Below are 24,449 nucleotides of genomic sequence, written 5' to 3'. Positions count from 1 at the left end.
TCAGCGTCGGGCCGTGCGGTTGCCGGCGTTCGGGACGAGGCGGTGGCGGTCGCGCCACGCGCGTTCCCATTGCCGGGTCATCTGGGGGTAGACGATGAGGTACCGGAACGGCTTGATGCAGGCCATGTACAAGCGCCCGAACGTTCCGTTGGGCTTGACGAGTGCGGCCATGCGCAACTCGTAGTCGCCGTTGTCGGCCTGCACCCATCCGAGGTGGCAGACCGTATGCACGGTCTTGTTCGCCAACTCCATGGCGTACTCGTCGTCGAGGATGTACAGCCGTTTGAAAGGAGTGCCGGGGACGGCGTGGCCGTCCCCGGCGGCGGGAAGGTCGGGCGGGAGGGCCTCCCGCAGCGAGCGGACCCGCGTACCCAGGCTCTGCTTGGGCTTGTCCCAGCCGAGCAGGGCGCCGAGCTTCCAGCGGGCCGCGAAAAGGGCCCGCACCGCGAGACCGGAGTTCGCGGGTCCGGCGAGCGCCTCGAGCGCGTCGAGCATCACGGGGAAGTCGTCCGGGCCGGCGCCTGGAGTGCGATACCGCCACACGTCCTCCACCCGGAAACCGGGGGTGAGTTCGTGGATCCGCCACGGGCGTGAGGTGTGCTCGGTGTGCGGGAGTCGTGGCGACATGGTCTCCTCCTCGAGGCCAAGTATACGCTGGCGTATAAACGAGCCTAGGTTGATTTATACGGTTGCGTATAGATCATCCTCGAATGAGGTGGGTCACATATGGGAACCGTTCGCACGCCACGGGGCGCGTGGATCGAGGAAGGGTTGCGGGCGCTGGCCGCCGGCGGGCCCGACGCCGTGCGCGTCGAGGCCATCGCCAAGAGGCTCGGCGTGACCAAGGGCGGGTTCTACGGGTACTTCGCCGACAGGAACGCGCTGTTGGAGGCGATGCTGGACGTCTGGGAGCGTGAGAGCGTCGACGACGTCCTGGCACGCGTGGCGCACGAGGACGGCGATGCACGGGCCAAGATCAGACTCGCCGGCCGGCTGACGCTTTCAGACGACCGCCTGCTGCCGATCGACCTGGCCGTCCGGGACTGGGCGCGACGTGACGAGGCGGTCTCCGAACGCTTGCGCCGCGTCGACAACCAGCGCATCGCCCTGGCACGCGAGTTGATCGGCACCTTCTGCTCGGATCCCGACGAGATCGAGGCCCGCAGCCTCCTGGCCTTCTGTCTGGCCATAGGCAGCCGGTTCCTCGCCGCCGACCACCCCGGCCGCACCCGGGCCGACGTCCGCGCCCGCGCCTCCGACCTCGTGTTGATGGACCCTGGACCGGTGGGCGGGCCGTGCCTACGATTCCGGAGTGGTCGCCTATGACGTCTTCCTCGCCGACTGCCCGGCCCGCACCACGCTCGACCTGATCGCCGATACCTGGTCGGTGGTCGTCGTGGTCGCTTTGGGCCGCGGCCCGGCCCGCTACACCGAACTGCGTGAGAACGTCGGCGGCATCAGCAAGAAGATGCTGACCCAGACGCTGCGTCGACTCGGCGAAAACGGCCTCGTCGAGCGGCGCGTACTGCGGACGGCTCCGCCCGGCACCGAGTACCGCCTCACCGAACTGGGCCGCAGCCTTCTCGAACCGCTGGCTGCGCTGTCCCGGTGGGCCGAGGACAACACGGGCGCCCTGCTCGAGGCCCGCGCAGCCGCCTCCGCGTAGGGAACCAGCCGGTTCCCCACGTCCTTCTAGCGTCTTCGGACAGAACCTCGAACCTCACAGGAGGACTGTCATGAAGATCGGTGTGCTCGGGGCCGGGATGATGACCGAAGCGCTGGCGGCCGGCTGGGCATCGGCCGGACACGACATGCTCATCGGCGGCCGCACGCCCGAGAAGGCCGCCGACCTCGCCGAACGGATCGGCGCCCGCGCCGGAACGCTGCGCGAGGCCGCCGAGTTCGGCGACGCCGTCCTGATCGCCGTCCGCCTCGCCGGGGTGGAGGAGACCCTGCGCGCGGCCGGCGCCCCCGAAGGCTCACTCGCCGGCAAGACGGTGATCGACTGCGGTAACGCGGTCGACGTCTCCGACTTCTCGCAGGTCACCTACGAAGGCGGTGCCTCGATGGCCGAACACGTCGCCCGGCTGTCCCCGGGCGCCCACGTTGTCAAGGCCTTCAACCAGGCGCATGCCGCCGTGTGGCGGATGCGGCCGCCGGTCTTCGACGACCGGCCCCTGGCCGTCCCCTTCGCCGGTGACGAGGACGGCAAGGCCACGGCACGTGCCCTGATCGCAGACCTCGGCGCGGAGCCGCTGGACGCCGGCGACATCAGGCAGGCGCGCCACCTGGAAGCCATGGCGATCGTCGTCATCCGCCTGCTGTTCTCCGGCTACGACCCGCTGTCCGTCTTCGTCTTCAGCACCCCGGGCCGTACCGGTGAATGAATCGTTGCCGGCATTCACCATCGGTGGTGGATCTGTGGGCGGATCAGTTCGTCGTAGACCTCCCGTACGGCCCTGTGCGTGTCCTGATCCAGTGGGGCCAGTGCTGCCGCGGCGGCGTTGCCGTGCGCCTGCCGGGCGTTGCGGGCACCCGGGATGACGACGCTGACCGCTTCCTGGTCGATGATCCAGCGCAGCGCGAACTGAGCCAGAGACGTCCCCTGGGGCACCAGCGGACGCAGGCGCTCCACCGCTTCCAGACCGGTGGCGAAATCCACGCCGGAGAAGGTTTCACCGGCGTCGAAGACCTCGCCGTGCCGGTTGTAGGAGCGGTGGTCGTCGGCGCCGAAGACCGTCGCGGCGGTGTACCGCCCCGAGAGCAGCCCGCTGGCGAGCGGGACGCGCGCGATGACGCCGACCCCTGCCCTGGCTGCGGCCGGCAGCACCCGCTCCAGCGGTTTCATGCGGAAGGCGTTCAGGACGATCTGGACCGTGGCCAGACCGGGGCGGGCGATGGCGGCCAGCGCCTGCTCGCAGGTGCGGACGCTGACTCCATAGGCCGCGATGGCCTGGTCGGCGACCAGGGCGTCGAGGGCGTCGAACACCTCGTCGCAGGCGTACACGGGATCTGGGGGGCAGTGCAGTTGGACCAGGTCGAGCCGTTCGACCCCGAGGTTGCGGCGCGAGCGGTCGGTCCATGCGCGGAAGTTGGCGGCGTTGTAGTTCTCAGGTTCCTGGGGCAGCCTTCGGCCCATCTTCGTGGCCACGGTCGGTTTCCGGGCTCCCGTCCGCGCGCACCACCGCAGGAACTCGCCGATGATCTGCTCGCTGCGCCCGTCCCCGTACTCGTCGGCGGTGTCGACGAAGTCCACTCCCGACTCCAGCGCCGAGTGCAGCGTGCCGAGGGCCTCGGACTCCTCCAGCCGCCCCCAGTCGGCTCCGAGCTGCCAGGCTCCGAGCCCGATCACGCCGACCCGCCTCCCGGTGCGCCCCAACATCCTGGCTTCCATGATCTTGACCTCTCTGGTCGCTGTCGTTGCGTCCCCGTCCTGCGGCGTCGTTCAGAGCCGAGGGGCACCGGTTGCCGGCATCACCGGGGAGCACGGTGGCGTGGTCGCGGTGATGAACAGGCAGTGGTCCGAATACGGGTGAGCTTGTCGGGGTTGAGGACACCGAAGATGGCGTGGATGCGTCCGGCACGGACGTCGAAGGTCGCCAGCTGCCGCTGCCCGCCGATCACGGTCCAGATCGCCGGTTCGCCGTTGGCCTGGGTCAGGTGGACCTCCTGCAGCGGATAGCGGGACAGCAGCCCGGTCACGAACGCCAGCACGTCGTCGCGTCCGGTGATCGGGCGCAGAGCGGCGCGGACCTTTCCGCCGCCGTCGTTGTAGGCGATCGCGTCCTCGGCCAGCAGCTCCGTCAGGGCGGCCAGATCGCCGTCCCGCGCCGCGGCCAGGAACCGGGTGAGGAGTTCGGCGTGATCGGAGGGTTCGGCGGTGAACCGTTCGGAATCCCTGGCCAGGTAGGCGACCGCGCGGTGGTGCCACTGCCTGCAGGTCGCGGCGGGACTGCCGAGGATCTCGGCGACCTGGTCATAGGGCAGGTCGAAGGCCTCGCGCAGTACGAACACCGCCCGTTCGGGCGGTGACAGCCGTTCCATCATGTGCAGCGTCGCGTAGGAGAGCGTGTCACGCATTTCGGCGGTCTCCAGCGGTCCGAACGCCTGGCCGTCCACCGGTTCGGGGAGCCATGGTCCGGTGTAGGCCTCGCGGGTCGCCCGCGCCGAACGCAGCTGGTCGAGGGCGAGGCGGGACACCACCGTCACCAGGTACGAGCGTGGCTCGCGGATCTGGGAACGGTCGGTTCGCAGCCAGCGCAGAAAGGCCTCCTGCACCACGTCCTCGGCATCCCACATGCTGCCCAGCAGCCGGTACGCCAGGCCCAGCAGCAGCCGCCTGTGTTCTTCGAAGGTCTCATCCACCTCGTACTCCCTCCTTGGTCGGCGGCTCGGCCGTCGAGGGCTTTCACGGGCCGGCGATGGAGCCGCCGCGACGGTCACCGCGACGCGCCCGTTCCGCCGGCGAATCGGCCGGCGATCCAGGTGAGGATGTCGGGCATGGCGCCGTCGTCGATACCGACGGTCTGACCGGGGTAGGTGTCGTGCTCCAGCCCGGGGTAGGTGCGGTAGTCGACCCTGGAGCCGGTATGGCGGAGCGCCGCGGCGACGTCGTCGGTCATCCATGCGGGTACAACGCTGTCGGCTTGGCCTTGCAGCAGCAGGATCGGCCCGGCCACGCGCCGGGTGCCGGTGCTGTTGGCCCTCAGGAAGCGGGCGAACCGCGGCTCGGTCAACGCGCCGGGACGCACGAGCTCCGGCCCGGTCAAGTCGCGGAAGACGGCGCTCACTACGCCCAGGCAGCCGGAACGGGTGGCCTCGAGGCGATCGAGCGCCTCGGCGGTGAGCAGCCGCCGGGGTTGGATCATGGGATCGCTCACGGACGCGCCGGAGGCGATCAGGGCGATGAAGCCGCCCAGGCCCGGCTGAGCGGCGGCATGTCCGGCGATCTCACTCAGGTTCGCGGCGGGTGAGGTCACCACCGCGCCGCGGTAGCCCCCCACGGGGCGCCACATCTGGCGTTCGGCGACGGCGAGCGCGGCGGCGCCGCCCTGGGAGTGCCCCCACAGAACCCAGCTGTGTGAAAGTGCCGGTACGGCGGCGCGGGCGGCTCGCAGTGCGTACACGACGTCGTTGGCGGCGGCGGTCTTGTCGCCGAGTGCGTGGGCACCGTCGGTTCCCAGCCCGGCATAGTCGGGTGCGACGACGGCATAGCCCCGCGCCAGGAAACGCGCCATCTGGTCGCCGTGGTAGAGGTCCCTCATCAAGGACGGGGCGCAGTCTCGGGCAATACCGCTGGCGCCGTGGGCGTCCAGAACGACCGGCCAGCCGCCTTGCGGGGAAGTGCCGGACGGGGTCAGCACGACGGCGGCCGCGGCGACGTCCCGGCCTCTGGAGGTACGAGAGTGGTACAGCAGACGGGTGGCGCGGGTCCCGGCGGGCACGGTGTAGCCGGTTGTGACCTGTCGCCGGATGATGGTTCCGGCCGGTGCCTGCGGCAGCGGGCTGGGCACGTCGTAGAAGGCGGTTCGAGGTAGGGCGTTGGCGCGCTGCTGCGCCCAGGCGGCCTGGCACCAGTCGTCGCAGACCACGTCGGCGTGGACCGGGTTGATGATGGCGGTCGCCGATGCGACGGCGGCCAGGGGGATGAGCAGCGTTTTCAGCAGAGCCTTCATCACATGTGTCCTTGGGGCGATGTTCATGCGGATGTCCGGGCCGTACCGCCGCCGAGTTCGGCGGCGAACCCCTCGGTCACCGACGGATGACGAGGACGCCAGTCCAGGCGCAGCCGGGCCCGGGTGTTGGCGGCGCCGCGCAGCCGGTTCATGAACGCCACGCCCCAGGTCCCGACCGCCGGCCGGGCCAGGGCGGCGGGCGCCTTCTTCGGTGCCGGGGCGCCGAGGACGGCGGCCAGCTCGGGCAGCCATCGGCGCAACGGCACGGGCTGGTCGTCGACGATGTTCAGCACGCCGGCGACCTCGGGCTTGTCCAGCGCGGCGGCCACGGCGGTCGCCGCGTCGTCGGCGTGGATGAAGGAGAACACCGCGTTCCCGCCGCCGACCAGCGGTACCTTCCCGGCCCGCACCTGCCGGACGAACGATCCGTCCGCGGCGTAGATGGAGCCGGGCCCGTACAGGTGTCCCAGCCGCAGCACCAGCCCGTCCGCCCGAGTGGTCTGGAGTTCCAGCTCGTCCAGCGCATCCAGTACCGGCACGAACTGCTTGGGAGTGCCCGTCCGCCACAGCGGGGCGTCCTCGTCGGCCGGGCCCTCGCCGGGCTGGTAGCCGTAGGCCAGCCCCTGGCTGATGATCCGGGCTCCGGGAGCCGCCTCGATCAGGTTCCGGGTGCCCTCGATGCGCAGCCGGTTGGTGGGGCCGAAGTCACGCGCCAGGTGCCTGGGATCGATCTCGGCCGGGATCGCGGTGAGCAGGTTCACCACCGCCTCCGGCGCCGCTCGCCGGACCGCCCGCCGCATCCGGTCCCGGTCCAGCGCATCGGCGGCCACCACCCGTGCACCCGCCGCCTCCAGGGCGGCGGTGTCGCCTCCCGGCCGGGCCAGACCCAGCACCTCGTGCCCCACGGCGGTCAGCAGCGGAACCAACCGGCTGCCGATCACCCCGGTGGCTCCCGCGATGAGAACTCGCATGATCACTCCCTCGTCCGTCCCGGCGGACGCCGGGCTGCCGTACTCACGGCGAACAGACGGGCCGGCCCGCCTCGGCGTGACAGTCGAGAGAGTGATCCCGATCACAGGCGGGGGCCGCAAGGCGGGCGACCACCGTGCCGGTGCCGGCGCCCACCGGTCGCCGGCGGATCATCCTGCGCCGCGTTCCGCGCGCCCGGTGGCGGCGGTTGAGCCGGACGGGCCGGGCGCGGTGAAGGCGTGCAGGAGGTCGAGGAGTGCGGCTTTGAGTTCGGCGTGGGTGAGGGCCAGGGCGCCCGCGCCGGCGAGATGGTCGAAGATCAGGCCGTCGAGGTAGGCCACCAGCAGCGGGGCCTGGAGTGCCGGGGCGGGGGCGCCGATGGCGGTGAGCATCGCTTCGGCCAGCTGTCGGGACCGTGCTCCCGCCCTGACGAGCACGGTGCGGAGCTCGGGCCTGCGGGTGGCCTCCAGGGCGAGTTCGTAGCGGGCCAGCATCCGCTCGCGTCCGGCCGTGGTCCAGTGCTCGACCAGGTGGGCCGCCGCCTCGGCCACCCCTTCGTGCCCCGGCGCGTCCGCGCCTGACAGTGCGGGCCGGGCGGTGAGCTCGGCGGTGTCCACCTGTTCGAGCCGCTCGACCGCCGCCTGCAGCAGCGCCTGACGGGTTCTGAAGTAGTAGGAGCAGGAGCCTTCGGGCAGGCCCGCCGCCTTGTCGACCGCCCGGTGGGTGAGGCCCCGCATGCCGGCCTCGGCCAGGGTCGTGATGGCCGCGTCCGCGAGCTCCTCGCGCCTGGAGGGGGGCGATGTGTTCTCCGACACTGTCTCTCCCTTTTCTCTCTACAAATGTAGAGTAGCTGATGTCCGCTACAGGTGTAGAGAGAGGGGTAGGCGATGGGTGAGCAGCGCACGGCGATCGTCGTCGGCGGCGGCATCGGCGGGCTGGCGGCGGCCGTCGCCCTGACCGGCCGGGGTTGGCGCGTCGAAATCCTGGAGCGGGCGCCTGAGTTCCGCGAGGTCGGCGCCGGGTTGTCGGTGTGGTCCAACGGCGTGCGCGCCCTGGCCGCGCTCGGCGTCGGTGAGCAGGTCAGGACGCGGGCCATGAGCGAGACGCAGGCGGGCATCCGCGATTCGTCGGGCAAGTGGCTGTCGCGCACCGACACCGAGGAGATGACCCGCCGCTACGGCCCGCTCGTCATGATCCACCGCGCCGACCTCCTGGCGCTCCTGCACGAAGCGGCGTCCGGCGCCGCCCTGCGAACCGGGGTCACGGTCAAGGGAGTACGGGCCGCCGGGCGGCACGTCGAGGTCGCGCACGACACCGGCGTCGCCCGCGCCGACCTGGTCGTCGGAGCCGACGGCATCCGCAGCGCCGTCCGCCGTTCACTGTGGCCGCAGGCCCCCGAACCGCGCTACGCCGGCTACACCGCCTGGCGGCTGCTCGTCGACCCCGGCGCACGGCTGCGCGCGGGCGGCGAGAGCTGGGGCCGCGGCGAACGGATGGGGCTGGCCCCGCTGCCCGACGGGCGGATCTACATGTTCGGCGTCGCCGGCACGCCGGCGGGCGAGCGCAGCCCGGACGGGGAGCTGGCCGAACTGCGGCGCCGCTTCGCGGGCTGGCACGATCCGATCCCGGCGCTGCTGGACCGGGCCGACGAGGACGCCGTGATGCGAAACGATCTGTACGAACTGCCACCCTTGAAGACCTTCGTCTCCGGCCGGACCGCCCTGCTCGGCGACGCCGCCCACGCGATGACCCCCAACCTCGGACAGGGCGCCTGCCAGGCACTCGAGGACGCCGTCACACTCGCGGCCCTCCTGGACCGCCACCCGACGGTCGAGGCCGCGCTGGACGCCTACGACCGGGAACGCCGCCCGCGCAGCCAGATGATCGCCCGACGCTCGCGCCGCGTCGGCGCCGTCGCCCAATGGAGCCGCCGCCCCGCGGTCGCCCTGCGCAACCGGGTCATGGGCCTGACCCCACCGAGCGCGATGCTCCGCTCCCTCGCCCCCGTCCTGGACTGGCGTCCCACCAGTTGAACGGAGTGCCGCTCGGCGCGGCGACGGCGAATGGCCGGCGTCACTCGTCCGAACCGTCGACAACAGCGTTCAAGTCATCCACCTCGGTCTCACCTGACTTCCAGAAGCGCCGCAGCGGTCCGCAGCAGTACCACACCAGGAAGCCGGCCACCGCGCACATGACACCGGCCATCGGCACGTCGCCTTTGCTGAGCAGGACGATCCCTCCGATGGCCATGGCCAGCGTCATTGGCACCAAGAGGACCAAGGCGAGCACGGCCCCGAACCGCCGCATGCTGTGCAGGGTGTCTTCGGCGGCGCCCCGCACCGCCTGTCTGACTGCGTGATCCGCATGCGCGGAGGGCGGGGACGCGTCGGGGTACCGCATCCCGCCGTCCCGGGGAGCGGACGGAGGCGAAGGGGCCTCGGGCAGCCCCTGCGAACGCAGGGATTCGTCGGGGCCCGGAGTGCCGAGCGCAGGCCGAGCAGGCGGGTCCGGCTGGGCAGCGGCCGGTACCCGCGAGGGACTGGCCTTACCCAGCAAGGCGCGGAAGCCCTTCCAGGTGAAGGACGCCGCGCCGAACCACAGCGCCAGTTTCCCCAACAGATCCGGCCACCAGAACCAGGCCACCAGGGCACAGAGCCCGGCCAGCCCGAAGAGTGCGAGGCCGAGAGATATCCGGTCTTTTGCCATGCATTCCACTCCAGGTCATCAGGAGTCTCCCAGTGGGGACGTACGGCGGCTGCCCGCAGTTCCGCCGACCGACGGGTTCGTGTGCGCGGGCGTTCCGGCGCCGTCGAACCCCGTGCGCAGTTGCTGGCGTATGCCGGTCTTTGGGTAATGCGGTGGAGGTCTTTAGTTTAAATGTGTATTTAAAGGATGATTTCCAGGATCTTGCCGTAGTGTTATTCGAATCCGTTTCGCCGCATGTGAGGATCGGCGTTGACGAAAAGGGGAAAATTCGGCTCGATGAGATGATCGGCGGCGGGCGGATGTACGAGACCGAGCGGCACGAGCGCACTGTGGGAAAGGCTCCTCCGGCGGGCGGGTACGAGCGCTACGTGGGAGGCGGCCCCGAGGTCGAGCGGGTGCTCTTCGAGAAGCTCGCCCGCGACATCATGCGGGTCCAGTTGAAGATCAAGAAGCGCGGCGGCGCGGCGGGGATCGAGCGCGCCTTCCACGCCAAGGCGATCCTCGGTGTCGAGAACGCCAGGCTGACGTTCCGTCCCGATCTTCCCGACGACCTGTGCGCCGGCTTCGCGCGGCCCGGCGCCTCCTACCCGGTCGTCGTCCGGCTGTCCAACGCGGGCGGCGCGCGGCGACCGGACTTCGCGCCGGACCTGCGCGGTGCGGCACTGCGGATCCAGGCGGGCCCCGACGAGGCCCATGACCTCCTCATGACGAACTACCCGGTCTCGCACGCGCGGAACGCGCGCGAGTTCGTCGCGTTCGCGCAGGCGATGGCGGGCGCGGACACCCGTCTGCGCAAGGGCGTGGCGCTGTTCGTGAAGTTGCCCGTGGCGGTGGGATGGTCCACCGCCACGCGCATGCGGCGGAACGTGACCGCGGGCGTCCGGCACAGGGTGCGGAGCCTCGCGATGGAGACGTACTGGAGCCGCGGTGCGATCCTGTGGGGCGACGCCGGACCGGTGCGCTACCGGCTCCGGCCCTCCGCGGGAGCGGCGCCGGCGCCTCCACCGTCGCAGACCGATCCCGACTACCTGACGCGCGAGATCTCGGCACGGCTGGCCGGGGCGGACATCAGCTTCGAACTGGCCGTGCAGCGTTACGTGGACCCCCGGCGGACGCCCATCGAGGACGGCGCCGCCGACTGGGCGGACGAAGACGCTCCGCCCGTCGTGGTGGGGACGCTGACGATCCCGAGGCAGGACCTCGACACCGCGGACGCGCGCACCATCGCGGCCCGGGTCGACGAGCTCGCGTTCGACCCCTGGAACACCACGGACGAGTTCCGGCCGCTCGGCAACATGAACCGTGCCCGCAAGGCCGTGTACGAGGCGTCCAGCGCCCATCGCCGGGGGCTTCGGTTCAGCACGCCGACCCCGAAGCGCAACGCCGTCGCCGCGGGGCTCCTCCAGGCCGGCTTCCGCGTGCTCAACAGGCGCGTTCCCTGGCACAGGCTGCCCACGCCGGCGGGCCTCCTCAACCTCGAAGCCGTCCGGCAGGAGTTGCGCCGCCGCAACCTCATCGACGTCGAGGCCCGCGAGGCCCCTCCGGACGCTCACCCCGTGCCCCCGCCCGTCGATGAGCGAATGCGGGTCAGGCGCAGCTACGACGGCAGCTGCAACGACCTGTCGGCGCCGACGATGGGCGCCGTCGGCTCACCCTTCGGCCGCAACCTCGCCCCCGTCTACCAGCCGCATCTCTTCGACGAGCCCAACCCGGTGGCCGTCAGCAGGGAACTGCTCCACCGCAGGTCCTTCATCCCGGCACGGTCGCTGAACATCATCGCCGCCGCGTGGATCCAGTTCCAGGTGCACGACTGGGTCGCGCACAAGCGGTACGCGACCGGGACGAAGAGCGTCGAGGTGCCGCTGCCGCCCGGCATGACATGGCGCAACACCCCGGGCGGAGAGGCGGAGAACGTGATGCGCTTCGCGGACAACGAGGGCGTCCAGCCCGGCGGACCGGCGGGCGGGCACCCGCCGATCCTGTTCTCCAACACCGCCTCCCACTGGTGGGACGGCTCGGAGGTCTACGGCGGCGACGAGACCATGGCGCGGTCCCTCCGAGAGCCGGACGGGGGCGCCGCCCTGCGCCTGGAGAACGGCCATCTGCCGAGCGGTGCGGACGGCATCCCGCTCACCGGCTTCAGGGAGAACTGGTGGCTCGGCCTCAGCGCCATGCACACCCTCTTCGCCCGCGAGCACAACACCGTGTGCGACGCCCTGCGGAGCGAATACCCCCGCATGGACGAGGAGAGCGTCTACCACACCGCGCGGCTCATCGTCTCCGCCCTCATCGCCAAGATCCACACCATCGAGTGGACCCCGGCCATCCTCGCCACCGACCTGATCGAGATCGGGCTGACGGCCAACTGGTCGGGCCCGCCGCGGAACTGGCTGACCCGGCTGGGGCTGTGGCTGGTCGACGAGCACGCGCTCACCGGCATCCCCGAGACGCTGCCGGACCACCACGGCACGCCCTACTCGCTCACCGAGGACTTCGTCACCGTCTACCGGATGCATCCGCTGATCCCGGACGACTTCGAGCTGGCCGGGCACGGATCCGGCCGGACGCTCCGCACCATGGGCTTCACCGATCTCCAGGGCAGCGCCACCGAGGGTGTCATGCGCGACGTCGGGCTGACGGACTCGCTCTACTCGCTCGGCATCGCCAACCCGGGTGCCATCACCCTGTACAACTACCCGCGCGCACTGCAGGCGTTCGAACGGGACGGCGAGGTGATCGACCTGTCGGTCGTCGACCTCGTGCGCACCCGCCGGCGCGGGGTCCCCCGCTACAACGACTTCCGGGCCGGCCTGCACAAGCCCCGCGTCCGGCGCTTCGAGGAAGTGAGCACCGACCCGGAGACGGTGGCCCGGCTCCGGGACCTGTACCGGACCGTCGACGAGATCGACACCATGGTCGGCCTCTTCGCCGAGAATCCGCCCGAGGGCTTCGGCTTCAGCGACACGGCCTTCCGCGTCTTCATCCTCATGGCAAGCCGCCGGCTGCAGAGCGACCGGTTCCTCACCGTCGACTTCCGGCCCGAGATCTACACGCCGCTCGGCATGGACTGGATCGAACGCAACGGCATGACGAGCGTCATCCTGCGCCACTGCCCCGAACTGGCCGCCGTCCTGCCCAGGACCGCCAGCGCGTTCGCGCCGTGGCGGCGGGCCGCCGCGGACGGGTCCGCGCCCGGCGTCCGGCACGGCTGAAAGGGAGGGCGACATGTCCGTGGATCACCTGACCGGTCACCGGGGCCTGGAGGCCCTCCGATCCCAGCCGGTGCTGGAGACCATCTGGAGGCGGCGGACCCACCGGGTCAGCCGGGGCGCCGACGTCCCCGCCGGTTCGATGAGCTACCGCTCCCCGCACCGGCCGATGCCGCTGGAGGAGCTGGAGGAGGCGGTGCTGATCGCGCTCACCGGCTGCTCCGGCCTGACCATGCCGGACCGCCTGTTCGAGGACCCGCGGGACGGGACGTCGATCATGGCCAAGCCGAACCTCACCATGGCCGGGCGGACGGCGGGCAGCCCCGACAACGCGCAGGGCACCCACTTCTTCATGATCAATGACACCGGCACCTACTACCTGCGGAAGCTGCCGCCCGCCCCGGACCGGCCGTTCGACGCCGCCGCGCTGGTCGAGCGGGCGCGCGAGGCCAAGGTGAAGGTCCTGGACCACCGGCTGGACGTCGCAGAGGGCAAGCGCGACTTCCCGGCCTATCTGGATTCCAACCGCTTCCTGTCCAACATTCCGGGAACCACGGTCTTCCTGCCGGTCGTCGACCTCTCCCACCAGTACATCAACGCGCTGATGTATCTGCTCACCCAGCCGGACGGGGCCAGGCCCCTCATCCTCGACGACCGCAATTTCTACCGCCCGGCGGGCGTGCGGAAATGGGTGCGGAACGGTTTCCTGAACCCCGACATCAAACTGACGCTCGGTGCTCTGGGGCCGATGCGCACCCAGATCGAGGCCGACCTGCTCCTGCAGAACATGATGCTGGTCTCGGACGCGATGGGCCTCGGCGCCTGGATCCACGCCACGCTCCACCCGCTCATCGCGCTGGGCGATCCGAAGTTCTCCCGCGCCTACGGCCGAATGCTGGGATTCGACTTCGTCACGCCGCGCTTCCGTCCGGCCGACGTCCTGCGCTGGCACATACCTCTGCCGAAATACGCCTCGGCGCGCTCCCATCCGGTCGGGCTGCGGGTCGGCGGGGAGCACCTCATCAAGGCCGCCTGCCCGCCCAACTACCCGTCCATGCGGAAGGCGGTCGACGCCGTCGTCGCGGCGAAGTTCGGACCGGACGGCGTCTACGCCGACAAGGACCTCTTCGCTCGCATCTACAAGGGCGACTACGGGCAGCGGTACCTGGCCGAGGCGAGCGCGTACGACCAGCGGGTGATCGATTGCGCGCGCGACGTCTGTACGTACATATACGACACGCACGGGCGGTTCCCCGCACATGCTGATGCCGTTTACGTGCCCGGCGTATGGCTGCAGACGCACCATATCGAGGCCGAATACTACGAACGCTTCTTCAGGAACGGAACGACCGACGCGCACGCCCGGCATTCCGAGCGGTGGCACGGCACGCCAGGTGACGGGCGGCCCGCGTGAACCGGCGCGGGCGGCCCGCGGTCGCGGCCGGCTGACGGAAGGGGGACGGGGACGATGCGGGTCTACGAGGCCATCGTCGAATGCCTGGAGGACATCGGCGTCGGCGCCGCTTTCGGCGGTGCCGGGGAGAACGCCGCCGGTCTCATGCTGGCGCTGAAGCACTCGGAGCGGATCAGGCCGGTCATCGCACGGCACGAGCAGGCCGCGTCCTTCATGGCGTGCGGGTACGCGATGTACACCGGCAGGCTGGGCTTCTGCTTCGCCACCGCCGGGCCCGGGGCCTTCAACCTGTTCTCCGGCCTGGCCGTGGCGCTGTCCGACTCCTACCCCGTCCTCGCCGTCTCGGGATACGCCTCCCGGCACTGGCAGGGATGGGGGTCGCTCAACGAGACCTCCGGCCTGAACGGGACGCCGGACTCGCAGGCCATGTTCGCGGCCACCACCAAGAAGTCGTTCCTGCTCACCGATGCCGCCGATACCTGCGACGTGGTCGAGGAAGCGGTGAACACCGCGTTCGCCGGGCGGCCGGGTCCGGTGCACATCCACGTGCCCGAGGATCTGACCGAACGGGGGGTGGAGGTCGAGAAGACCCGGCCCGTCCGGCTCGACGTCGCGCCCGTCCTTCCCGACCCGTCCCGCGTGGAGGAGATCGCAACCGTCCTGGCGGACGCGATCGCGGACCGCAGGCGCATCGTGGCGCTGGTGGGGTTCGGCGCCGTGCGGAGCGGGGCGGGGCAGGAGGTCAGGCGGCTCATCGAGCGGTTCCAGATCCCGCTGCTGACCACGCTCGACGGCAAGGGCATCGTGTCCGAGGGGCACCCGCTCTCGGTGGGCGTCTTCGCCGACAGCGGCCACGCGAGCGCCTGGAAGGCGTTCCGGGAGGCCGACGTCGTGCTGTGCATCGGCAACTCCCTCAACCAGCACGCCACGTTCAACTACCGCCCGGACCTGTTCGACGGCAAGACGCTCATCCACGTGAACATCAGTGACGTCGAGTTCCGCAAGGCGTTCAGGCCCGACCACGAACTCCTGTCCGACGCCCGGCCGGCGGTGGCGGCCCTGACCGACGCCCTGGAGGAGAAGGTGGGCGAGGTGCCGGCCGCCGAAGTCGACGGCAGGGACTGGGAGGCGCGGCACATCGTCCACCTGACCGGGAAGATCCATCCCGGGGAGCTCGCGCAGGCGATCGGCCGGATGCTGCCACCGCGCGCGATCCTGCTCGCCGACGCCGGCGCGCACCTGGCCTGGCTCGGCTACTACGTGGAGCTCGAGGACGGCCAGAACTTCCGCAAGGCCGGCTCGTTCGGACCGATGGCCGGGCACGTCAACGGGGCCATCGGGGCGAAACTGGCGCAGCCGGACCGGACCGTCGTCGTCGGCTGCGGCGACGGCTGCTACTCGCTGTCCGGCTTCGAGCTGATGACCGCGGTCGAACAGGACGTCCCCGTGATCTGGATCATCTTCGACGACCGGGAGTTCAAGCTGATCAAGATCTTCCAGATCGCCACCTACGGCGAGTCCGGGCTCGTCGAATTCGAGAATCCGGACTTCGCCGCGTACGCCCGGGCATGCGGCGCAGACGGCTACCGCGTGGAGACGCTGGAGGAGTTCGAGGACGCGTTCAGCGCGGCGCTGGCCTCGGGCCGCCCCACGGTCATCGACGCCGCCATCACCCGGTGGGCCGTTCCGCATTACAGCCCTTCGCCCGACGGCGTGATCGCCGGAATGGTCGAGCTCTTCGAGAAACGCTTCCGCGACCGATGATGCCATTTACGGAGGACGGCATGCGTCATCTCATCGTGTGCTGCGACGGCACATGGAACACGCCGGAGATGGACTCCGTCACCAACGTGCGACGGCTGTACAACGCCCTCGACCGCACGGACGAGGATGGCCACCGGCAGTTGTCCTGCTATCAGCCGGGTGTGGGCACGTTGCGGAACAGGCTGCTGGGAGGCGCGTTCGGGCTGGGGCTGTCGGACAACGTGCTGGAGGCGTACCGCTGGCTGGTCGGCGAATACCGCCCGGACGACCGCATCTGGCTGTTCGGCTTCAGCCGCGGCGCGTACACGGCCCGCAGCCTCGCCGGCATGATCTCGGCCTGCGGGCTGATCGACCCCACCGCGCTGGACGAGGCGGCGGTCCGCGGGAGGATCCGGCACATCTACGATCACGGCTACCGGAGGCGCGGTACCGGCCGGCGATGGCGGCACGGCCTGGCCTTCCAGTACGACCCGGACGACCGGGAACGGATCCCGGTGCACTTCGTCGGAGTGTGGGACACCGTCGGCTCGCTCGGCGTCCCCGACTACCTCGGCTGGCTCAACCTGCTCGACCCGTCCCGAGGTCATGACTTTCACGACCTGAAGCTCAACCCGTACATCAGGCACGCGCGGCACGCGGTGGCGATGGACGAGCGCCGCGGCCCCTACGTCCCGACACTGTGGGCCGAGCCGTTCCCCAGCGGGCAGGACGTCAAGCAGGTGTGGTTCCCGGGCAGCCACAAGGACGTGGGCGGCGGCCACCCTCGCACGGGCCTGAGCGACGGCGCGCTCCAGTGGATGATCGACGAGGTCCGCGGCGGTGAGCTCCCGCTCGGCTTCCGCAGGACGATGCTGGACCAGATCCGGCCCGATCCCCTCGACCTTCTGCACGACGACGACCGCGGCATGATCGCGGTCGCCCAGCCCTTGGCCGACCTCAGACTCCGGCCGCTGCTCGAGATCGCGCTTCAGCCGCGGCCGCGCGCGGTTCCCAAGATCGACCCGAGCACGCGTGACCCGGACGTCCACCGGTCGGTGTACGACCGGCAGCGGACGCCGCACATCACGACGGGTCCCTACCGGCCCACCAGAGTTCTCACCCCAGGGCGCCCGGAGACCGTCGAGGTGTTCGCCGGCGAGCCGTGGAACGAGACCGGGCTCTATCTGGAGGCCGGTGAATACGACTTCACCGCCGAGGGCACGTGGCTGGACGGCGGCATCGTGTCGAGTCCCGCCGGCACCGGCGGATTGCGCCGCTTCAACCCGCTGACCGAGCGCCTCCGCCTCGCGAGAACCCTCCTCGGCGGGGTCGAGCGGCTCTTCCGTGCGGCGACCGGGAACCGGGCGGCCCACTCGATCGGGGCACGCCGCGAGGTGAGCCTTCCGTGGATGTCGCTCGTGGGAGTCGTCGCCAACGACGCGGTGAGCGTCAAGGGCGAGATCACCGACCATGAACGCATACCGATCGGTGCGGGGACGCGGTGCCGGGTGCGCAAGGGCGGCTACCTCTACACGTTCGCCAACGACGCCTGGGGGTCCAGCGGCAACAACCGGGGGAGTGTGCGTCTCACGGTGGCCATGGTCCTCGCGGGCCGCGGCGAACGCGCCGTGAGTCTCGCCGGGCTCGCGCCGGAGCGTGCGCCATAGCCATGGCCGGGAAACGGCCGGAGCACGCTAGTGACCGGCATCATTGTGCTCGCTGTGCGGGCGCCGGGCCCGCAGGAGGCGAACGTCCCGTCCGGAGCGAGCCCGCATCCGGGGCCTGGAGTCGGGCGTTGACGACTACGTGACCAAGCCGTTCACCTCGACCGAGGTGGTGCTGCGGGTCCAGGCGGTGCTGAACCGCGCGGCCCGGGGCACCGCCGCGCCGATGGCGGCGAGCTACGGCGACGGGCGGCTGCTGCTGGACGAGGAGCGGCACGAGGCCGCCCTGGACGGCGCGGCGCTCGACCTCACTCCGACCGAGTGGAGCCTGCTCACCGCGCTCGCGGCCGTCCCGGGACGGGCGCACTCGCGGTACGAGCTGGTCAACCGTGTGTGGGCGGCTCACCGGCGCACGGGCAGGCGGATGGTGAAGGTCGCGCCGCCCGCGTCCGGTGACGAGGCGGTGACCGTGCCGCCGTGCGCGGCGACCGCATCGCGCGCCACGGCGCCCGCCAGGGGTGTGCGCAGCTCGTGGGCGACGTCGGCGGCGAGCCGCCGCCTGCCGAGCTCGGCCCGGTTCAGCTCGTCGGCCATGCGGTCGAAGGCCGTGACCAGTTCACCCAGCTCACCGGGCGCGCTCGCACCGGCGCGGGCCGAGCGGTCGCCCGCGGCGAGCGCCCGCGCCGCGGTTGCCAGGCGCGCCAGCGGCCGGGTGAGCAGGCGGCTCACGTACCAGCTCGCCGCCGCCGCGGCGTGATCAAGGGCAGGGGCTCCGTTACCGGGTCCCCGGCCCGGTGCCCGCTCCCGGAACCTCAATGGCGAGGGGACACGCAGCATGGAACTGGGGCACTGGGCGACGATCGTCGCGTTCCTGTCGACCGGTGCCTGTTTCGTCGGCATGGCATTCCTCAAGACCGCCACAAACCGGATGCCTTCGCTGTACGGCGCTCGGCCCTTCGCGCTCGCCGCCGCGATGCTCTCCAGCCGGACCTGGGCGATCGGCTTCACCGTCGTCCGCGGCCCTCTCAGGGGAGGCGGAAGGCGAGGAGGGTCTTGTCCTGGGCTGCCACGAGGGTGCGGTCGCGGGTGGCGAGCGCCCATTGCCTCGTCGGGGAGGAGGTGGAAACGGGGTGGTTCCAGACGAGCTCCCCCGTCTCGGCGTCCCAGCCGTAGAGTCCCGCGCCCGTGGCGCCCGCCACCCCGGTGCAGATCATGCCGCCGGCGGCGACCAGCCGGGCGGTGCGGGCCGCGGGTGTGTTGACGGACCAGACCCGGCGGCCCGTGCGGGCGTCGAGCGCGATGAGCCGCGGGTTGTCGAGGATGTAGGCGTACTTCCCGCTGACCAGGAGGCTTCGTTCCTGCCCGCCGGGCGAGGCCGGTGTGTAGGTCCACCGCTCCCGGCCGGTGGACGCGTCCAGGGCGTACAAGGTCGGGCTGCCGGTGTAGACCGTCCCGCCGGCCACGGTGAAGTTCTGTGAGAGCTGGGCCTCGTCATGGGGTGTCGCCGCGGCCTTGGGAAGCTCGACGGCCCAGAGACTGCGGCCCGTGTCGGCGGCCAGTGCCTCGAGCCTGACGCCCGACGGGTTGCGGAAGATCAGGTTCCCGCCGCCCTCGGGGACGAAGGTCAGGCCGCCCTCAGGATCGGCCCAGCGGAGCGCCCCCGTCGCGGTGTCGAGCCCGACGAGCAGGCTGTCCGCCCCATGGGGGATGCCGATCGCGACGAGGGTGTGGTTCGTGATGCCGTAGAGGAAGCTGAGGGAGGTCTCGGAGGGCCACTCGTAGGCCCAGAGCCGGCTGCCGGTGGCGGCGTCCACGCCGAAGACGGTCTCGCCCCGGCCGGTGATGACGAGTTTCCCGTCGTCCGGCCCCCGCAGATCGGGGTAGTCGTCGCCGGCGGCCACGTCGCTGCTCCACCTGACCCGGTGGGACTCGTCCATGGCGATCAGCCGGTCCTCCTCGTCCGGGACCCCGTAGATCATGTTCGGTCCGGTGACGGCGACGGAGAACCTGCTGGACCACAGCTGCCGCCCGGTGTCGAGCGAGTGCCAGCGGTACACCGGTCCCTCGTCGTGGGGGACGACCGTCCGGGAGAGGACCTCGACGGCGAAGCGCCGGTCGCTGAGGTCGCCGATCGTCGTCCGCCAGAGCGGCTTCGGCGGGCCGGGCCTCCGCCCGGCCCCGCCGTTCGCCGTGACCAGCGCCGCGGCCGTCCCGCCGCCGATGACGGCGAGCCCCGCGGCGGCGGCGCCGCCGAGCAGCAGCCGGCGGCGGGTGCGGGACTTGGCGAGCTCCCGCATGTCCAGGAGGAGCGTGTCCTCCCGCTGCCGCAGCTCCTCGCCGAGGGGGCCCGGGAGCCACCCGGGCGTCACCGGCTCGGCCGCCAGAAGCGACGGCAGCAGCTCGGTGGGCGGGCGCTCGCCGGGGTCGCGGCTCAGGCAGGCGGCCACCAACCGCTCCAGGGACGCCGGTACGCCGTTCAGATCGGGCGCCTCGTGCAGGGTCCGGTGAATGATCGCGGCCAACGCGTCTCTGCCGAACGGGGGACGACCGGTGGCGGCGAAGGCCAGCACGGCCCCGAAGGCGAACACGTCGGCGGACGCGGTGAGCGTCCCGCCGCGGATCTGCTCGGGGGACATGTAACCGGGGGAGCCGATGATCTGCCCCTCGGAGGTGAGCGCCCGCGTGGGCCCGTGGGACGCGTCGTGGTCGGCGGCCTTGCTGATGCCGAAGTCGATGACCCGGGGCCCGTCCTTGGCCAGCAGGATGTTGGCCGGTTTGAGGTCGCGGTGCAGCAGCCCCGCCGCGTGGATCGCGATCAGCGCCTCGCCCAGCCCCGCGCCGAGCGTGCGCAGAAGCGGCTCGGGCATCGGCCCGTACCGTTCGACCGTCTCCTTAAGGCTGAGGCCGTTGACGTACGCGGTCGCCAGCCACGGGACGGGCCCGTCCGGGTCGGCCTCGACCACCGGGCTGGTGAACGCGCCGCTGACCCGCTGGGCGGCCGCGACCTCGGCCCGGAACCTGGCCCGGAACCCGGGGTCCCCGGCGAGCTCCGGCCGCACCACCTTGACCGCCACCGCCCGTCCGGCCGGGGACGCGCCCAGGTACACCCGTCCCATGCCGCCCTCGCCCAGCCGCCGCAGCACCCGGTACCTGCCGATGCGGTCGGGGTCCTCGGGCACCGGCGGGGCCGTCATGAGGCCGCCCGGAAGCAGAGCAGCCGCTCATGATCGGTCGCGAAGACCGACGAGCCGGACACGGCGACGTCCCACTTCCCGGCGCGGGGGACGTCGCCCCAGTGCGCCCACAGCCCCCGGCCGGAGGCCGTGGCGGCGAAGACGCCGCCCCCGAACGCGACCGCGAGGACGTCGTCGGACGCCGCCTCGCGCCCCGCCTCCGTGACGAACTTCTCCGGACCGGCCAGGGTCCACGTGGGGGCCCCGGTCGCGCGGTCGTGAGCGTGCAGGTCGTCACCCCTGAAGATCACTTTGCCGGCCGCGAGCAGGACGGAGGGGAACTCCGCGCCGGCGGCCCGCGACCACACCTTCCTCCCACCTGCCGTGTCGACCGCCTGGAGCGTGTCGGCGAAGTTCCCGAAGACCCTGCCGCCGGATACCGCGATGCCCTGGGTCAGCCACTCACGCCCGTTCCTGGACCAGTCGACGGTCCAGCGCCTGCGGCCGGTGGCGAGGTCGACGGCGCTGAGCGTGTGCTTCACATTGAGGTACAGGCCGTTCGGGTCGACCGCGCCGTGGGCGTCCGAGTCGGCGAGGGGGAGCCGCCACCGGGCCTTGCCGCGGGCGAGGTCCACGGCCCACACGACGGGGACGTCCTCGTCCGAGTACGTCCCCGACTGCAGCAGAGCCGCGCCGTCGGCCACCCCGAAGACGGAGCGGGGAAACGCGTCGTCGGGCATCGGCAGATGCGTCGCCTCACCCGACGCCGCGTCGACCAGGGTGATCGTCGACTTTCCGTCGAGACCACCGCCGTTCGGAAGGATGAACGTCGACCCGTGGACCGCGCAGCCCGCGAACATGCTGACGTCCGCCGTCCACAGCCGCCGCCCCGACGCGGCGTCCACCCCGTACGCCGCGTCTTCGCCGCCCCACAGCACGACACCGCCCGCGACCAGCAGGTGCGATTCGTCGGACCCGACAGGCCCGGGCGGGACGAACGTCCACGCCGGCGCGGGCGCCGCGGCGATGGCGGTCCCGCGCGGCGCGGGCTTGGCGGGCTTGGACCTCCCGCCCGCCAGGGCCCAGCCCGCCGTCCCCGCGCCGATACCGGTCACGGCGACCGCCGCCCCGGCGGCCAGCCCCAGCACCCGCCGTCGCCGCAGGCCGCGGGGGACCGTCTCCTCGATCCTCGGCAGCGGCGGCGGCAGGGCCACGGGCCCGGACGAGATCCGGTTCGCCTCGGCCTCCCTGGCCGCCAGGTCCCGGCGAAGCGCCGGGGAGATGAGCACCGAAGGATCGGCGGGGGTCAGCGCCGCGAGCACGTCCGTGAGCGGAGGCCGCCGGTCCGGTCGCTTGTCCAGGCAGGCGGCCAGGATGCTCCGCAGCGACGCGGGCAGTCCGTCCAGACGGGGTTCGCCGTACATGATCTCGTAGAGCAGCGCGCCCGGGTCGCCCTCGCCGAACGGCCGGGCCCCGGTGGCCGCGTAGACCAGCACGCCCCCCAGCGCGAACACGTCCGCGCCGGGCCCCGCGTCCTTGGCCCCGGCGATCTGCTCGGGCGCCAGATACGCCAGCGTGCCGATCATGCCGCCGGTACGGGTGATCTGCGTGGCGTCGACGACCTTGGCGATCCCGAAGTCGATGATCTTGGGACCGTCCTCGGCCAGCAGGACGTTGCCGGGCTTGAGGTCGCGGTGCACCAGCCCCGCGCCGTGGACGGCCTGCAGCGCCTCGGCGAGCCCCGCGCCCAGAGCACGGACGGCCGGTTCGGGCAGCGCCCCGCCGTCCTCGACGGCCTCCTTCAGCGTGGGCGCGGGGACGAAGGCGGCGGCGAACCAGGGCTGCGGCGCGTCGGCGTCGGCGTCCAGCACGGGAGCCGTGTACAGGCCGCTGACCTTCCCCGCGGCGGCGATCTCGCGGCGGAACCGCTCCCGGAAACCCGGGTCGTCGGCGGAGTCCGGCCGGATGAGCTTGAGGGCCGCCGGCCGACCGCCCGGCGACCGGGCGAGGTAGACGACGCCCATCCCGCCCGCGCCGAGCCGGGCGAGGATCCGGTACCGCCCCACGCCGGCGGGATCCCCCGGCTGGAGTGGCCCCATCCCGCCCCCATCTCGACAGAACAACAGTGTCTGTAAGACTATCGGATCTCCATGAGCACGTCCGCTCGACCAGAGGGCCGACGGTGGAGGGCATGCCGTCCGCGAGGTCCCGGCCAGGCCTCCGCGCCGCCGGGGCCGCTTGGCGCAGATGATCGAGCATCGTGCGATGACCTGCTGTCCCCAGAAACACGAAGTGGGGGCCCGAATGATTCGGAGCCCCCACATGTGCGGTCAGTATGTGTCCGAGGGGGGACTTGAACCCCCATGCCCCGTAAAGGGCACTAGCACCTCAAGCTAGCGCGTCTGCCTATTCCGCCACCCGGACCGGTCGCAGGCCGCAGCTGGGCTGCGGCGGCGGAGTTCACCATACCAAAGGTGGCGAGTCGCGGCGAAGTCGATCGGCGGGGCACCATGGGACGGTAGCCGAGGACGCGAGGTGATCATTGTGGTCGACCAGCCGACCGCCGAGGACGAGGTCGTCCGGCTCTGCCAGGAGCTGATCCGGATCGACACCAGCAACCCGGGTGATCACTCGGGGCCGGGGGAGCGGGCGGCCGCGGAGTACGTCGCGGAGAAGCTCGAGGAGGTCGGGCTCGAGACGCGGATCTTCGAGTCGCATCCGGGGCGGGCCAGCCTGGTCGCGCGGATCGAGGGGGAGGATCCGAGCCGGGACGCGCTGCTTCTGCACGGGCATCTCGACGTGGTGCCGGCGCGCAAGGAGGACTGGACGCGCGACCCGTTCGGCGGGGAGATCGCCGACGGGTGCGTCTGGGGGCGCGGGGCCGTGGACATGAAGGACATGGACGCGATGATCCTCGCGGTGGTGCGGCAGCGGCTGCGGGAGGGGCGCCGGCCGCCGCGGGACGTGGTGCTCGCCTTCCTGGCCGATGAGGAGGCCGGAGGGAAGTGGGGCGCCCACTGGCTGGTGCGGGAGCATCCGGAGCTGTTCGAGGGGTGCACCGAGGCGGTGGGGGAGGTCGGCGGGTTCAGCCTGACGGTGCCCGGGGACCGGCGGATGTACCTCATCGAGACGGCGGAGAAGGGCATCGCGTGGATGAACCTGACCGCCAAGGGGACGGCGGGGCACGGGTCGATGGTGCATCCGGACAACGCCGTCACCGCCCTGGCGGCGGCGGTCGCGCGGCTGGGGGCGCACGAGTTCCCGGTGCGGCTGACCAAGTCGGTGCGGGCGTTCCTGGAGCGGGCGTGCATGGCGTACGGCGTCGAATTCGACCCGGAACGTCCGGAAAAGTGCCTTGAGGAGATCGGGCCGCTGGCGCGAATGATCGGGGCGACGCTGCGGAACACGCTCAATCCGACGCGGCTCGATGCCGGTTATAAGGCGAATGTCATTCCGCAGACCGCCACGGCTCAGGTGGACGGACGATTCCTTCCCGGACATGAGTCGGAATTCTTCGCGGTGGTGGACGAACTTCTCGGTCCGGACGTTCAGCGGGATTTCATCCACCATGACCGCGCGGTCGAGACGGACTACGAGGGAGCCCTCGTCGCGGCGATGGAGGCGGCGCTGACCTCGGAGGACGAGGGCGCCCTGCCGGTGCCGTACTGCCTGAGCGGTGGGACGGACGCCAAGGCTTTCTCCACGCTGGGCATGCGGTGCTTCGGTTTCGCGCCGCTTAAATTGCCTCCAGAGTTGGACTTTTCCGGAATGTTCCATGGGGTGGACGAGCGCGTTCCCGTGGACGGACTGCGCTTCGGAGTCAGGGTTCTCGACAAATTCCTTGATCGCTCTTGAATTTGCCATCACCGGAGCTTTCCGTGGTGCTATCGTCACCA

19 protein-coding genes, 1 tRNA gene and 1 pseudogene are annotated in these 24,449 nt (G+C 71.4%); 10 read left to right on the top strand and 11 right to left on the bottom strand.

The genetic code is table 11. The features are described from left to right. The gene (locus AB0C21_RS06185; RefSeq protein ID WP_500202965.1) at positions 1–627 is read right to left on the bottom strand and encodes a DUF2867 domain-containing protein; all 627 of its coding nucleotides are present in this window, start codon (positions 625–627) and stop codon (positions 1–3) included. Between the two features lie 99 nt (positions 628–726). Here AB0C21_RS06185 and AB0C21_RS06180 point away from each other — a divergent pair, with 99 nt between their 5' ends. From AB0C21_RS06180 to AB0C21_RS06170, 3 genes are all read left to right on the top strand, one after another. Then, complete coding sequence (locus AB0C21_RS06180) at positions 727–1,326, top strand: TetR/AcrR family transcriptional regulator (protein ID WP_500202964.1); 600 nt, start codon at positions 727–729, stop codon at positions 1,324–1,326. After that, entirely contained in the window at positions 1,313–1,666 is a 354-nt protein-coding gene (locus tag AB0C21_RS06175; protein ID WP_500202963.1) for a winged helix-turn-helix transcriptional regulator, read from the top strand. The genes AB0C21_RS06180 and AB0C21_RS06175 overlap by 14 nt, the downstream gene beginning before the upstream one ends. Positions 1,667–1,736: 70 nt before the next feature. After that, positions 1,737–2,387 carry an NADPH-dependent F420 reductase gene (locus AB0C21_RS06170; protein ID WP_500202962.1) on the top strand — a complete coding sequence of 217 codons (651 nt, stop codon included), beginning with the start codon at positions 1,737–1,739 and terminating at the stop codon, positions 2,385–2,387. Between the two features lie 14 nt (positions 2,388–2,401). On the opposite strand, the gene AB0C21_RS06165 is transcribed toward AB0C21_RS06170, so the two are convergent. From AB0C21_RS06165 to AB0C21_RS06145, 5 genes are all read right to left on the bottom strand, one after another. After that, positions 2,402–3,394, bottom strand: coding sequence for an aldo/keto reductase (locus tag AB0C21_RS06165; RefSeq protein ID WP_500202961.1), 993 nt, complete (start codon positions 3,392–3,394; stop codon positions 2,402–2,404). Between the two features lie 80 nt (positions 3,395–3,474). Continuing rightward, entirely contained in the window at positions 3,475–4,365 is an 891-nt protein-coding gene (locus AB0C21_RS06160) for an RNA polymerase sigma-70 factor (protein WP_500202960.1), read from the bottom strand. A gap of 74 nt (positions 4,366–4,439) precedes the next feature. Beyond that, complete coding sequence (locus AB0C21_RS06155; protein WP_500202959.1) at positions 4,440–5,675, bottom strand: alpha/beta hydrolase family protein; 1,236 nt, start codon at positions 5,673–5,675, stop codon at positions 4,440–4,442. A 23-nt stretch (positions 5,676–5,698) separates the two neighbouring features. Then, positions 5,699–6,646, bottom strand: coding sequence for an NAD-dependent epimerase/dehydratase family protein (locus tag AB0C21_RS06150; protein ID WP_500202958.1), 948 nt, complete (start codon positions 6,644–6,646; stop codon positions 5,699–5,701). Positions 6,647–6,814: 168 nt separating this feature from the next. Then, positions 6,815–7,459 carry a TetR/AcrR family transcriptional regulator gene (locus tag AB0C21_RS06145; protein ID WP_500202957.1) on the bottom strand — a complete coding sequence of 215 codons (645 nt, stop codon included), beginning with the start codon at positions 7,457–7,459 and terminating at the stop codon, positions 6,815–6,817. 72 nt (positions 7,460–7,531) lie between these two features. Here AB0C21_RS06145 and AB0C21_RS06140 point away from each other — a divergent pair, with 72 nt between their 5' ends. Continuing rightward, on the top strand, positions 7,532–8,677 hold the full coding sequence (locus AB0C21_RS06140; protein ID WP_500202955.1) for an FAD-dependent monooxygenase: 1,146 nt from the start codon (positions 7,532–7,534) through the stop codon (positions 8,675–8,677). A 40-nt stretch (positions 8,678–8,717) separates the two neighbouring features. On the opposite strand, the gene AB0C21_RS06135 is transcribed toward AB0C21_RS06140, so the two are convergent. Beyond that, positions 8,718–9,350, bottom strand: coding sequence for a hypothetical protein (locus AB0C21_RS06135; protein ID WP_500202954.1), 633 nt, complete (start codon positions 9,348–9,350; stop codon positions 8,718–8,720). A 281-nt stretch (positions 9,351–9,631) separates the two neighbouring features. Here AB0C21_RS06135 and AB0C21_RS06130 point away from each other — a divergent pair, with 281 nt between their 5' ends. From AB0C21_RS06130 to AB0C21_RS06110, 5 genes and pseudogenes are all read left to right on the top strand, one after another. Further along, the gene (locus AB0C21_RS06130; RefSeq protein ID WP_500202953.1) at positions 9,632–12,562 is read left to right on the top strand and encodes a peroxidase family protein; all 2,931 of its coding nucleotides are present in this window, start codon (positions 9,632–9,634) and stop codon (positions 12,560–12,562) included. A gap of 13 nt (positions 12,563–12,575) precedes the next feature. After that, on the top strand, positions 12,576–13,973 hold the full coding sequence (locus AB0C21_RS06125; RefSeq protein WP_500202952.1) for a hypothetical protein: 1,398 nt from the start codon (positions 12,576–12,578) through the stop codon (positions 13,971–13,973). Between the two features lie 54 nt (positions 13,974–14,027). Then, entirely contained in the window at positions 14,028–15,737 is a 1,710-nt protein-coding gene (locus AB0C21_RS06120) for a thiamine pyrophosphate-binding protein (RefSeq protein ID WP_500202951.1), read from the top strand. Between the two features lie 20 nt (positions 15,738–15,757). Beyond that, positions 15,758–17,383, top strand: a complete 1,626-nt coding sequence (locus tag AB0C21_RS06115) for a T6SS phospholipase effector Tle1-like catalytic domain-containing protein (RefSeq protein WP_500202950.1) — start codon at positions 15,758–15,760, stop codon at positions 17,381–17,383. A gap of 223 nt (positions 17,384–17,606) precedes the next feature. Beyond that, positions 17,607–17,804: pseudogene (locus AB0C21_RS06110) on the top strand (winged helix-turn-helix domain-containing protein); the annotation flags it as partial. On the opposite strand, the gene AB0C21_RS06105 reads toward AB0C21_RS06110, so the two are convergent. The 4 genes from AB0C21_RS06105 to AB0C21_RS06090 all read right to left on the bottom strand — a co-directional run bounded on the left by AB0C21_RS06105 (position 17,783) and on the right by AB0C21_RS06090 (position 22,977). Next, on the bottom strand, positions 17,783–18,217 hold the full coding sequence (locus tag AB0C21_RS06105) for a HAMP domain-containing protein (protein WP_500203313.1): 435 nt from the start codon (positions 18,215–18,217) through the stop codon (positions 17,783–17,785). The pseudogene AB0C21_RS06110 and the gene AB0C21_RS06105 sit on opposite strands and share 22 nt — an antisense overlap. Positions 18,218–18,405: 188 nt before the next feature. Further along, positions 18,406–20,574 carry a serine/threonine-protein kinase gene (locus AB0C21_RS06100; protein ID WP_500202949.1) on the bottom strand — a complete coding sequence of 723 codons (2,169 nt, stop codon included), beginning with the start codon at positions 20,572–20,574 and terminating at the stop codon, positions 18,406–18,408. Beyond that, positions 20,571–22,652, bottom strand: coding sequence for a protein kinase domain-containing protein (locus tag AB0C21_RS06095; protein ID WP_500202948.1), 2,082 nt, complete (start codon positions 22,650–22,652; stop codon positions 20,571–20,573). The genes AB0C21_RS06100 and AB0C21_RS06095 overlap by 4 nt, the downstream gene beginning before the upstream one ends. A gap of 239 nt (positions 22,653–22,891) precedes the next feature. Continuing rightward, positions 22,892–22,977 (bottom strand) — tRNA-Leu (locus AB0C21_RS06090). A 111-nt stretch (positions 22,978–23,088) separates the two neighbouring features. Between AB0C21_RS06090 and AB0C21_RS06085 the strand changes: the two genes are divergently transcribed. After that, positions 23,089–24,408: a M20/M25/M40 family metallo-hydrolase gene (locus AB0C21_RS06085; protein WP_500202947.1), complete on the top strand. Its 1,320-nt coding sequence runs from the start codon at positions 23,089–23,091 to the stop codon at positions 24,406–24,408. Positions 24,409–24,449 lie beyond the last annotated feature (41 nt).

The organism is Spirillospora sp. NPDC049024 (assembly GCF_040649235.1).
Classification (GTDB): Bacteria; Actinomycetota; Actinomycetes; order Streptosporangiales; family Streptosporangiaceae; genus Spirillospora.
Note: the sequence above shows the minus strand (reverse complement) of the source record. Positions and strands in the feature narration are given on the sequence as shown.